The organism is Bacteroidota bacterium (assembly GCA_030706565.1).
Taxonomy (GTDB): domain Bacteria; phylum Bacteroidota; class Bacteroidia; order Bacteroidales; family JAUZOH01; genus JAUZOH01.
On sequence record JAUZOH010000094.1, the window covers coordinates 1 to 12,058 of the forward strand.

A 12,058-nucleotide genomic window follows, 5' to 3' on the forward strand; every position below is an offset into this window, starting at 1 on the left:
CATTGGGGTGAAACAGTAAGTTTCTCTGCCTTAGCCTACGCTCAAGCACCTTAAATTATAGACAGGATTAACCTGTTCAATTTCTACAGATTATTAGGGCAACCTGTAATCATGTAAATTATGTAAATCATGTAATCCTGTCAAAATCTTTAGGCGAAAATACCTTTACCACAAAGGCACAAAGTACACTATTCTTAGTGAACTCTCCGTGACTTAGTGGTTATAAAAACGCTGAAATGCCTAGATCCTCAAATCAAACTTTCTCCATCCTATAACCAGTATCCCGTTATAACCCCTTTTTACTACTTGCGAAACTTCAATTAAATATATAATGAATCAACAGGAACATCATAAAAGAGAAACATTCAGAGAAGAATATCTTGGAATGTTAAAAAGATTTGAAATAGAATACGATGAACAATATTTATTTGAATGGATAGAAGACCAATAGGCCGCCGCTATGCGGCTTGTTATTGTATTCAACTTTAAGTGCTACAAAGAGGTCGCCGCTATGCGGCTTTACGTTATTCTTTATGTACCTAGTCCAATCCCTGTATCCATTGGGGTGAAACAGTAAGTTTCTCTGCCTTAGCCTACGCTCAAGCACCTTAAATTATAGACAGGATTAACCTGTTCAATTTCTACAGATTATTAGGGCAACCTGTAATCATGTAAATCATGTTAATCATGTAATCCTGTCAAAAAATACATTTACCACAAAGACACTAAGGGCACAAAGAATACAAGTTTCCTTTGTAAACCTTGTGTAATCCTTGTGTCCTTGTGGTAAGGTGATTGGATTGATTTCATTTTTCGCTGGCTGAGCCTAGACTAAGCTACTTCTCTGCATATACCGTAATGCTAAAAATCCCTGTTCCCATTTTTCTGAACTGCTCCAACTCCTCAGGGGAAATGTATTTCAGGAAAATTTCATCCGGAACAGGAGTGGCTTTTTCTTTTTGTATTTTAATGTTTTTCAGTCCTTTATCCTTCATTATTTGAACATATAGTTCCAATTGTATGGCACCTGAAACGCAACCGGCATATAGCTCGGCTTCCTGCTGAATTTTTTCAGGTAACTTACCTTTGATCACTATATCCGAAACGGAAAGATGCCCGCCAGGCTTTAAAACCCTGAAGATTTCCCCGAAAGCCTTGTCCTTATCCGGTACCAGGTTCAACACGCAGTTGCTGATCACCACATCGGCCAGGTTGTCCGATACAGGCATATTTTCTATATCCCCCTGGCGGAATTCCACATTGTTGAATCCCAGTTTCTCTGCGTTTTTCCTGGCTTTGTCTATCATAGCTTCCGTGAAATCGATGCCCAGCACTTTGCCTTTTTCTCCGACTATTGCCCTGGCTACGAAACAATCATTGCCCGCACCCGACCCCAGGTCAATTACGGTGTCTCCTTCCTTAATTTGCGCATATTCGGTAGGAATGCCGCAACCTAAACCCAAATCAGCCTCAGGGTTATATCCTTTTATTTTCTTGTAATTTTCACTGAAGATAGCATAATCAACCCCTGAACAACAACCCGTTGCCCCGCAACAGGAGGATTCGTTCTGAGCCTTGGATTGCATGGCAATCTGGCTGTACTTCTCTTTTACAATTTCTTTTGCATTTTTCATGATCCTACAGAGTTTATGTTAATTTAAAATAAAAATTTATTGACAACAAGGTGACGGACTATTATTATTCTCTGTTTCCCAGAAATCACCAAATAGTTGCCTGGCCTTTTCCCAGTTTTCCCAATCAATGCAATAATTCACCCTGGGAGGGGCAATACTTCCGCGGATAAGCCCGGCATCCTTCAGTTCGGCCAGGTGCTGGGAAACCGTTGCTTTGGCTATGGGCAATTCCTTATGTATATCGCCGAAACAACAAGCATCCAGCGATGCAAGGTATTTCAGGATGGCAATGCGTGCCGGATGCCCCAGGGCTTTGGCAAAACGGGCCAGGATGATTTCTTCGTCCCGGTAATCTGTACTTTTTGTGTATGCCATAATTCAATTATTTGTTTGTTGTTCGCAAAAATACGAACAATTTTTCAGTTATATTATTTTTTTAGAAAATATTAATAGATATTTTTGACTAACTGAATTCTTAAAATATTTAACTACTAAACCGCTTGATTTGAATTTTCTGTTAAATATTTAATTTTGAGCATATTAAAACCTAACTTTAAATGAATAAATGTACTTTTACTTTACTCTTTTTACTGGCTAATTGGGTAGTTTTCGGCCATGCGAAAAGAACGGACGAAGGCTCCCTGCCAATAAACAGGGCTAAAATCAATTCCTTCACTTTCATTGAAGGAACCGGATTGGCAAAGAAGACTTTAATATCTTCAACGGAAAGGCAAGATCTCCTGAATGATATCTGTTTGCCTTCGGTCACTTATATGCTTTCCAATACTCAGAATGATCTATTCGTTGAACCCTTTATCAAAAGATGGAGACCTTATGAACAATATGTCAGGTTTGAGGGTACTAAATTTTCAAGGAGATTACAAAGAGTGGCATCGGTTTCTTCTCCTTCTGAGGGTGAAAAAATCACAGCAACCCTTTATGATGGCAACACGGAAGACTTTAGTATTATTAAAAGGGATACAACGATCATCCGGGTGGGTGAAAAGGGCACAGGCACCGATTCGGTCAGGGCCCAGGTTTTAGGAGACAGTTATACGCAGGGCGCCTTTTATAAAGACGCACTGATTACCAAAGGCTATGTTCCCTTGTTGGATCTTGTCGGCTTAAGAAAATGTGATGGCAACAGTACGGCATATTATGATGAAGGAAGAGGAGGAGCAACCTTAAATACTTATTTCACGGTCAGCACCGGAAAAACAATTCATTATAATCCATTTTTCCAACCCTCCGGAAATTTCAGGTATTGGGGAGCCACTGGTTTCTGGAAAATGGCTTGTACGCATCCAACCTCCGGGACCAATACATTTAACGAGTTTTATAACTGTGGATTTTACAGAGAATCGGCTTTAAGCAAATTTGATGCCCGCACGGGCCTGCTGGCTAAACCCAGGGAAGGAGATATCATGTATGATAATGACCAAAATACCTACATTATTTTTTCCGGGGCTAAATGGAGAAAAACCAATTATTCGGTTTATACCTGGGCTTTTCAATATGACAAATATTTATCGATGTGGAATCTGAAATGCCCGGATTTTTTGTTTGTCATGTTAGGACTTAATGACTTCAGGAGAAATATACAGGCAGACTTTACCGCCTGGAATCAGAAAATGGAACTGATGGCCAAATCATTCCTGGAATCCAATCCTGATGGCAAATTTGTACTATGTACCCCTGCATCCACCTGTGGCCAGATGGACAATGCAGCAGGAGATTTTACCGTATATCAAAACGCTGCGATGTGGAGGGCAAGAAAAAATATAATTGATCATTTTGATAACAGGGAGCAGGATAAAATCTATATAGTGGATGTGGCTACCCGGATTGATAACGAATATGGTTATGAATATACCAGCGATTCGACTTATACAAAACCTTATGAAGGTTACAGAGGCGAAGCAAAATTAGCGGTACAAACCGGAAATCCCCATCCTTATTTGAATTATCCCAGTATGGGTATCCCTTTAGCTGCTTTTATTCAATATTATAGAGGAAGCCTTCCGCACAAAACAAAAAAGTTGATTCCTGGCCGCACCAAATAAATGGGAAAATGACGCGAAGCCGCTAAAAAAACTATGAAGGCAACAGGGCACAGAAAAATTAAAGATATCCCGGATCTCAGTGGTTCTCATCTTAAATCAGTGGCTATCAGTGTAATGTTATTCTCTTACGCTGAGGAAATACTGAGTTACGCTGAGTAATCTCTAAAGATTATTTTGCGTCTCTGCGTCTTTGCGTGAAAATGTATTTCTCGCCAAGGCGACAAGGCGCAAAGAATAAATACTTTAATATAGCATGGGGTTTGCCTTCGACTCCGCTCAGGCACCATTGGGGCATATTAAATTATAGACAGGATTAAAGAATTAACATGTTCAATTTATACCGGTTGTTGGGGCAACCTGTAATCATGTAAATCATGTAATCCTGTCAAAATCTTTGCGTGAAAATACATTTCCACTAAGAAATAATAAAATATTTCTTAGTGAACTCCGTGCCTGAGTGGTAATGTATTTCTATTCTAATTCAGTTTTCTGATCCTTACTTCCACCGTTTTATCGTTGGCCATGAGTTTGGTCAGTTCCGAAACATGAGTATTTCCATAATGATAGGGATAAAGGATATGGGGATGAAACAGGTGGACACACTGTACAACTTGCGAGGGAAGCATGGTGTAAGGCTGATTCATCGGGAGAAAGGCAATGTCAATGTTTTTCAATGCAGCCATTTCGGGGATATTTTCGGTATCGCCGGCAATATACACGCGTTTGTTGCCAAAGGTCAGCACATAGCCATTATCCCTGTTTTTTGGGTGAAACTGAAGGTGCTGCGGGGTGTTGTTGTAGGCGGGGACGGCTTCGATTTTAACGCCATCAACCGTCTTTACATCCCCGTTTTTCATCACCTGGCCCTTATTCAGCTCGTCGAAAGTTGTCTGATTAAGAATGATTGCCGTTCCCGGCTTTACAGATTTTTCAATCGCCTTTTTGTCGAAGTGGTCGAAATGGTCGTGGGTGATCAGGATCAGATCGGCCTTGGGGAACTTTGAATAATCGGCATATTGGCCGACTGGGTCAACCTGAATGATCTTCCCGTTGAAATTGAACATTAAAGAAGCATGGCCAAAAAAAGTAATGGTCAATTTTCCGGCAGAAGTTTCAAATTCATCGCTTTCGAATTTGTTTTGCGCGCAGGATTGGAAGGTGGCAGAAAACACCATCAACGAAAAAACAAAAATATTCTTCATACGCATATAATTTTATTGTTTAATGTTTACAGGTGCCGTTACGCGGCTTTGTGACTATATGATTTCTTGTCTTTATCTACAAATAGATCACCGCTATGCGGCTAAGGCAAAATTCTTCTGCTTTAATCTAAAAATATATAAGTAAATATATGAAAATTTATGGTTGCTTGTTCATGATTTAGTTGCAGAGCAGCAGCCTATTTGCAATGATTATAATTAAAAGCCATTGCAAAGCCGCATAGCGGCGGTCTATTTGCAGCACCTATTATTAAAATCCATCAAAAAGCCGCATAGCGGCGGCCTATTTGTAGCTCGTAAAGTTGAATAAAATAACAAGCCGCATAGTGGCGACCTATTAGTCTTCTATCCATTCAAATAAATATCGTTCATCGTATTCTATTTCAAACCTTTTTAAAATTTCAAGATATTCTTCTCTAAATGTTTTTCTTTTATGATATTCCTGTTGATTCATTATATATTTAACTACATCATCAATTTGAGAATGGGAATATGAAAATACACCATACCCTCGTTGCCATTCAAACTTCCCCTTCACCCATCCTTTATCATTGATGAATTTGGAAGATATAGACTTTATTTCTTCCATAAAATCTGCCATGGACATGGTGGTTCCAAAACCTGTAAAATATGTATATGATCCGGCACATTATTTATGGCCAGTAATTTTTGCTTTCGGTTTTGAACAAGTCCCGTAATGTATTTTTGTAATTCATCATTGTGACCTGAAGAGATTAAATTCCCCCTTCCTTTGACTGCAAAAATAAAATGAAGATAGACTTGACTGAATGTATTAGCCATATTTAATTAATTTATAGGTCGCCGCTATGCGGCTTTGTGACTTTATCTACAAATAGGCCGCCGCTATGCGGCTTTATTCTCATATTATTTCCTGTATTTATCTACCAATAGATCACCGCTACGCGGCTGCAAAATCCAGTTCAAAACGGACAAACAATCCGGAGGAAGCCGGAGAGTGATTCCGGTCGAAAGCGGCTGATGCAAAATATCTTTTGCTTTAATTTCAAGTTATTTTAAGTAAATATAGGAAATTATTTGGTTGCCTGATCATATTTAGCTACAAAGCAGTGGCCTATGATTCTGCTCAGGCAAAGGAGCCGCCGGTGGCTGAGCGAAGTCGAAGCCACCGGAAAATGGATTGGATCTGATAAAAAATTAAATTATTGATCCTTTGCGAGAAATACATTTTGACATGATTAATTCACAAAGATTGTTGGGGCAACCTGTAATCATGTAAATCATGTAATCTTGTCTATAATTTCATTTTCATGCAGGGACGCAAAAACGTCTATAGAGATTACAAACCTTTTTGACGGATCAATTCCTTAATCAACGTGACGAAATTTCGAATATCGTCTTCTGTAGTATCAAAAGAAGTTAACCACCTGACTTCCGAAATATTTTCATCCCAATAATAAAAAGGATATTTTTCCTGAAGTTCCGAAATTATGGAATTGGGAAGAATGGCAAAAACCCCGTTGGACTGAACCTTTTGGGTGATCTTGATTTGCGGGATCTGTTCAATCTCATGCTCGAGCAGGGCAGCCATCTGGTTGGCGTGCTGAGCTATGCGCAGCCACAAATTATCTTTGAGGTAGGCTTCAAACTGGGCAGAGACAAAACGCATCTTAGACACCAGCTGCATGCTTTGCTTTTGTTTGTACTTGAAATTTAAAGCCAGATCCTTATTGAAAATAAGAACAGCTTCGCCGTACATCAAACCATTTTTGGTTCCTCCCAGGGATACCACATCAGCCCCGGCATCCACGGTGATACTCTTCATGTCTGTTCCCAGCGAAGCAGCCGCATTGGCCAGACGGGCCCCGTCAATATGCAGGTACATCCCGTTTTGATGGGCCAGGTCGGCAATAGCTTTTATCTCATCAATGGAGAAAACTGTGCCGAGCTCGGTCGGCGTTGAAATGGAAATAATTTTAGGCTGAGCATGATGTTCAGAACCAAAGCCATGCAGATGCGGCTTAATTAATTCAGGAGTCAGCTTGCCGTCCGGGGTAGGAATCGTATAAATCTTGCAGCCTATGTTTTTCTCCGGGGCGGCACATTCATCCACGTTGATGTGTGCGGTTTCCGCACAAATAACCGAATTGAAAGAATCGACTGCAGACTTCAAACTTAAAATATTTGCTGCAGTACCCGTCAACACAAAAAACACCTCTGTGTTTTCTCCGAAATGCTTTCTGATGGCCGCTTTTGCCTGTTCAGAATAAACATCTTCGCCATAAGACATGGTATGGCCTTCATTAGCACTAATAATAGCTTTGATGATCTCCGGGTGTACCCCGGAATTATTGTCGCTTGCAAATCCTCTTTTGTTCATGTTAGAATATACTTTAAGGGCACAAAAATAGGATTATCTTGAAGAAAAAAACAATAAGTTTCAAATTAAAACTCAGAAGTGAAATGGAAATTTATCTTTTCAAATTTGTCTTGAGCCATCTGCAAGGCATAAGGAGATTCAGCCAAAAACACATCCCGTCCCTGTTTATCTTCGGCAAGCACATTAAATTTCCGTTTCTTGAAATCATCCAGCTGAACCTTATCATTGCTCTCAATCCAGCAGGCCTTGTATAAATTGATGGGTTCGTAGCGGCAAAGGGCATTGTATTCGTGCTGAAGCCTGTATTGTATCACTTCAAACTGCAGTTCTCCAACTGTCCCGATGATTTTCCGTCCGTTTGCCCGGCTGATGAAAAGCTGGGCAACGCCTTCATCCATTAGTTGGTCAATGCCTTTGGCCAATTGCTTGGATTTCATCGGGTCATCATTTTCCACATAACGGAAGAGTTCGGGTGAGAAGCTCGGAATCCCCTTGAAGTGCAATAACTCTCCTTCAGTAAGCGTATCGCCTATTTTGAAGGTACCGGTATCATGTAAACCAACAATATCGCCAGGATAAGCTTCGTCAATCACTTCTTTTTTATCGGCCATAAAGGATGTGGGGCTCGAAAATTTCATCATCTTGCCATGGCGCACATGAAGGTAGTTCTTGTTTCTCTCGAATTTTCCCGAACAGACGCGAACAAAAGCAATACGGTCGCGATGGTTGGGATCAAGATTGGCATGAATCTTAAATATAAATCCGGTAAACTTGGGTTCTTCGGGAAGGACTTTACGTTCGACCGTAGTAAATACCTTAGGAGTAGGTGCTATGTCTATAAAACAATTGAGCAATTCATGCACACCGAAATTGTTCAGCGCGCTTCCAAAAAAGACAGGAGCCAGGTGGCCGGCCAGGTACTCGTTGTGGTCAAATTTCGGATAAACCCCTTCGATTAAATTCGTTTCCTCGCGAAGTTTGCTGACAAATTTATCATCCAGGTATTTTTCCAATACAGGGCTTTTGAGGTCATCAATTTCAACAGAATGGTCCTGATCGGTGGTATTGGGTTTAAACAATTTCAGCTTCTTTTCATACATATTATAGACGCCTTTGAAATAGCGGCCTCCACCAATGGGCCAGCTAAGGGGGCGAACTTTAATCTTCAGTTCTTTTTCAATTTCGTCAAGCAGGTCAAAGGGATCATTGCCGGGACGGTCCATCTTGTTGATAAAGACCATCACGGGGGTATTGCGCATACGGCAAACCTCCATCAGTTTTAGGGTTTGGGCTTCAACCCCTTTGGCACAGTCAATTACGATGATCACACTGTCTACTGCAGTAAGGGTACGGTAGGTGTCTTCTGCAAAATCCTGGTGACCGGGAGTGTCCAAAATATTAATCTTTACGCCATCATATTCAAATCCCATCACGGAAGTGGCTACTGAAATGCCCCTTTGGCGCTCAATTTCCATAAAATCCGATACGGTAGTACGTTTTATCTTATTTGATTTCACGGCACCGGCAACACGAATGGCCCCGCCAAACAATAATAACTTTTCGGTAAGGGTCGTTTTCCCTGCATCAGGGTGACTAATAATAGCAAAAGTACGTCTTCTCTGTATCTCTTTTAAAAAATCCATCGTCTAAAATTAAATTTGCAAAATTACTACTTTCAGAAACTACAATAACTATTTCCTGAAAAAAATATGATAAAATTTGCAACATCTTCCGGACTATTGTAAAAGAGTGGTATTTTTACCCCATCAACCGGATGATTTTTAATTGACTAAAAGATAGAAAATCAATTTTTCAGGATATTTTTTCCTTTTTTGTATTTTTATAATTTGTATGTTTATATCTGAAGATTAATAAATTAAATGTGGTTAACTAAAATAAATATTCAATACCTGAAGCTTTTGGTCATCACTTTTTTATTCTTTGAGTTAAGTGCATGCCGGAGGGACAATGGTTCCTGCGTTCAGCCTGACACTCCTGTACCCACCAGCAACAGTCCGGTTCCTCAGGGAGGTACTTTAAAGCTTTCGGTCAATTCGGTAACGGGAGCAACCTACCTCTGGCAGGGCCCGGATAATTTCAGGTCGACCACACAGAATCCTGAAATTTCAAATTTTTCTGAAGCAAACGCCGGACAATATTCGGTTTATATTATCCTGAACGGTTGCAAAAGTGAGACCGTCTATATTACCGTCGAGCTGAGCAATGATGGGAAAATAGGCTTTTTTACAGACAGCCGGGACGGGAAAATATATAAAACAGTAGTTCTTGGGGATCAGGTATGGATGGCCGAAAATTTCGATTATTACACCCTTTCCGGTTCCGGATATTATAAAAATGATTCATTGTCCTACGGGTACCTGGGACGTTTGTATAACTGGGCTACAGCTGTGGCAGTTGCCCCAGACGGCTGGCATCTTCCCACCCAAAATGAATGGAAAATTTTGTCGGATCACCTGGGGGGAGCAGATAATGCCGGGGGCAAATTGAAAGAAAGAGGAACTCTGCACTGGCTTTCGCCAAATACCGGGGCCACCGACAGCACCATCAAATTCAATGCACTTCCTGCAGGTTTTGTTACTTCAAACAATGGATTCAGCAATTTGGGAACAGGGGCTTATTTCTGGACTGCAGATGAAAACGGTTCTTCATTTGCATACTATTTTTACCTTTATTATTCAAGTTCTGTCCTGACCCTGATGAACGGGAACAAAAGCATGGGCCTTTCAATTCGTTATGTAAAGAACTGAAATTCAATATTTTAAAACATTTCAACGATGGATGAAATTCAAAAAGGTAAACGCTATCAGAGATTATACGTGCAGGTCGAAAGCCTGATGGCAAAAAGCAATGATCCTACCGCACGCATGGCAACCATTGCAGCCCTATTGCACAACAAATTGGAATATTTCTTCTGGACAGGTTTTTATATGCTGAAAAACGGTGTATTAACCGTAGGTCCTTATCAGGGAGCCGTAGCCTGCCTTGAACTGGCCAAAGATAAAGGCGTTTGCTGGGCAGCCATCAACAGTCAAAAAACCGTGATTGTACCTGACGTTGAAAAATTTCCCGGGCACATTGCCTGCGATTCACGTTCAAAATCCGAAATTGTCGTGCCTGTCCGCTATCAGGGCGCAATTATCGGCGTGCTCGACGTGGACAGCAAAGAATTAAACTCTTTTGATGAAACGGATGCAGGGGAACTTGAAAAAATCGTTGAATTGATTTTTATTTAGCCTGACTCATGGGTTTTATGTAAACAATTTAGCGTATTTTTATAAGACATATTCCAATTTTTACTGACTGAATGATTTTAATTCTATGCATAGCCATTCTATGTTGCATTGATCTGTTTACCTTCAAGGAATTAAAGACCCTATGCAACCGTATTTCGGGCAAACATTCCCGGAAATTCATTTATTGGCTGTTCTGGTCGGTCAATATCCTATATATCCTTTCTGTCATATACGGTTATATTGAACGCCCCAGGGACATGGTCCTGAAAGTGGTGAGCCAGTATTATTTCATGATTGCCGTAGGGATGGCCCTGTATATTCCCAAATTTGTATTTGTACTTTTCCATCTGATCGAGGATTTGGTGCATCTGACCGCCCGTTTTTCCCTGAAGCATATGCGAAGTAAGGACACAAAGGTTTCAAAGGCAGTAGATACCATGAGCCGTTCCGAATTCATTTCGAAAGTCGGCATATTGACAGCTGCTTTGCCTTTCTTTTCAATCACTTACGGAATAGCAAAAGGCCGTTTTGACTTTAAAGTCAGGAATATACCGGTTACTTTGCTGGATTTGCCCGAAAGTTTTGAAGGCTTTAGAATTTTACAGATATCCGATATACATATAGGAAGTTTTATTGGAGAAGAACATGAAATAACCAAAGCTATTAATTTGATTAACAGCCAGAATGCAGATATAATATTTTTTACCGGCGACCTGGTCAATGTACTTGCCACTGAAGCCGACCATTGGGTGACCTTTTTAGGCAGGATGCACGCCAAATATGGGAAATATTCAGTTCTGGGCAACCACGACTACGGAGGATATTACCATTGGAGTTCTGAAGCGGCCAAAACGGCCAACCTCGACCATCTTAAGGAGTTACAGCATAAAATGGGCTTCAGGCTTTTGCTCAATGAATCCTTTCCCTTTTATCTGGACCACCAGGCAATCGGGATTATTGGGATTGAAAACTGGGGAATGCCGCCTTTCCCTCAGAAGGCAGATTATTTAAAAGCGGTAAAAAATGTCGAAAATATTCCCTGCAAAATATTGCTTTCGCATGATCCTACCTATTGGGATAATTTTGTTGCAGGGAAAAAGGATATAGACTTAACCCTTTCGGGCCATACTCATGGAATGCAGTTTGGGGTTTCCGTGGGTTCATTTCAGTGGAGCCCGATCAAATATAAATACCCGCACTGGGCAGGCCTGTACAGGTATCATAATCAGTACTTGTATGTAAACCGTGGATTGGGATATATAGGATTTTCAGGCCGCGTAGGCATACCTCCTGAGATAACCGTCATCACCCTTCACAGGGATATCCGGGACAAGCTGAACTAAGAGATTGGAGGCTAAGATGTAATCCCGTTTTGACAGGATTACATGATTTTCAAGTTGTGTCCCCAACAACCTTTGTGAATTAAACATGTTCCCTATTAGCTGCAGCAAAGCAGTCTATTTGCAGTGATTATAATTAATTGAAGTTTCGCAAGTAGTAAAAAGGGTTATAAGGGTATACTGCTTCA

9 protein-coding genes and 1 pseudogene are annotated in these 12,058 nt (G+C 40.6%); 4 read left to right on the forward strand and 6 right to left on the reverse strand.

Annotated elements, in window-relative coordinates; translation table 11 throughout:
- Window positions 1-836: 836 nt before the first annotated feature.
- Window positions 837-1,634 (reverse strand): arsenite methyltransferase, encoded by a 798-nt coding sequence (locus Q8907_06830; GenBank protein MDP4273976.1) that lies wholly within the window; start codon window positions 1,632-1,634, stop codon window positions 837-839.
- Window positions 1,635-1,670: 36 nt separating this feature from the next.
- Window positions 1,671-2,009, reverse strand: a complete 339-nt coding sequence (locus Q8907_06835) for a metalloregulator ArsR/SmtB family transcription factor (GenBank protein MDP4273977.1) — start codon at window positions 2,007-2,009, stop codon at window positions 1,671-1,673.
- 182 nt (window positions 2,010-2,191) lie between these two features.
- Here Q8907_06835 and Q8907_06840 point away from each other — a divergent pair, with 182 nt between their 5' ends.
- Window positions 2,192-3,697, forward strand: coding sequence for an SGNH/GDSL hydrolase family protein (locus Q8907_06840; protein ID MDP4273978.1), 1,506 nt, complete (start codon window positions 2,192-2,194; stop codon window positions 3,695-3,697).
- A 476-nt stretch (window positions 3,698-4,173) separates the two neighbouring features.
- Here the strand turns inward: Q8907_06840 and Q8907_06845 are convergent, their stop codons facing one another.
- The 4 genes and pseudogenes from Q8907_06845 to Q8907_06860 all read right to left on the reverse strand — a co-directional run bounded on the left by Q8907_06845 (window position 4,174) and on the right by Q8907_06860 (window position 8,919).
- On the reverse strand, window positions 4,174-4,899 hold the full coding sequence (locus Q8907_06845) for an MBL fold metallo-hydrolase (protein ID MDP4273979.1): 726 nt from the start codon (window positions 4,897-4,899) through the stop codon (window positions 4,174-4,176).
- 355 nt (window positions 4,900-5,254) lie between these two features.
- Window positions 5,255-5,718, reverse strand: a pseudogene (gene tnpA, locus Q8907_06850) (IS200/IS605 family transposase).
- A gap of 517 nt (window positions 5,719-6,235) precedes the next feature.
- Window positions 6,236-7,276: a low specificity L-threonine aldolase gene (locus tag Q8907_06855; protein MDP4273980.1), complete on the reverse strand. Its 1,041-nt coding sequence runs from the start codon at window positions 7,274-7,276 to the stop codon at window positions 6,236-6,238.
- Between the two features lie 65 nt (window positions 7,277-7,341).
- Window positions 7,342-8,919, reverse strand: a complete 1,578-nt coding sequence (locus Q8907_06860; GenBank protein ID MDP4273981.1) for a peptide chain release factor 3 — start codon at window positions 8,917-8,919, stop codon at window positions 7,342-7,344.
- A gap of 237 nt (window positions 8,920-9,156) precedes the next feature.
- Between Q8907_06860 and Q8907_06865 the strand changes: the two genes are divergently transcribed.
- The 3 genes from Q8907_06865 (at window position 9,157) to Q8907_06875 (ending at window position 11,873) form a co-directional block, all read left to right on the forward strand.
- Window positions 9,157-10,044: an FISUMP domain-containing protein gene (locus Q8907_06865; GenBank protein ID MDP4273982.1), complete on the forward strand. Its 888-nt coding sequence runs from the start codon at window positions 9,157-9,159 to the stop codon at window positions 10,042-10,044.
- A 27-nt stretch (window positions 10,045-10,071) separates the two neighbouring features.
- Window positions 10,072-10,530 (forward strand): GAF domain-containing protein, encoded by a 459-nt coding sequence (locus Q8907_06870; protein ID MDP4273983.1) that lies wholly within the window; start codon window positions 10,072-10,074, stop codon window positions 10,528-10,530.
- Between the two features lie 71 nt (window positions 10,531-10,601).
- Entirely contained in the window at window positions 10,602-11,873 is a 1,272-nt protein-coding gene (locus Q8907_06875) for a metallophosphoesterase (protein MDP4273984.1), read from the forward strand.
- The last annotated feature ends 185 nt before the right edge of the window (window positions 11,874-12,058 follow it).

Excerpts from the sequence above, each read along its gene's own strand:
- Q8907_06830 (MDP4273976.1), bottom strand. The coding sequence starts at position 1,634 with ATGAAAAATGCAAAAGAAATTGTAAAAGAGAAGTACAGCCAGATTGCC.
- Q8907_06835 (MDP4273977.1), bottom strand. The coding sequence starts at position 2,009 with ATGGCATACACAAAAAGTACAGATTACCGGGACGAAGAAATCATCCTG.
- Q8907_06840 (MDP4273978.1), top strand. The coding sequence starts at position 2,192 with ATGAATAAATGTACTTTTACTTTACTCTTTTTACTGGCTAATTGGGTA.
- Q8907_06845 (MDP4273979.1), bottom strand. The coding sequence starts at position 4,899 with ATGAAGAATATTTTTGTTTTTTCGTTGATGGTGTTTTCTGCCACCTTC.
- Q8907_06855 (MDP4273980.1), bottom strand. The coding sequence starts at position 7,276 with ATGAACAAAAGAGGATTTGCAAGCGACAATAATTCCGGGGTACACCCG.
- Q8907_06860 (MDP4273981.1), bottom strand. The coding sequence starts at position 8,919 with ATGGATTTTTTAAAAGAGATACAGAGAAGACGTACTTTTGCTATTATT.
- Q8907_06865 (MDP4273982.1), top strand. The coding sequence starts at position 9,157 with ATGTGGTTAACTAAAATAAATATTCAATACCTGAAGCTTTTGGTCATC.
- Q8907_06870 (MDP4273983.1), top strand. The coding sequence starts at position 10,072 with ATGGATGAAATTCAAAAAGGTAAACGCTATCAGAGATTATACGTGCAG.
- Q8907_06875 (MDP4273984.1), top strand. The coding sequence starts at position 10,602 with ATGATTTTAATTCTATGCATAGCCATTCTATGTTGCATTGATCTGTTT.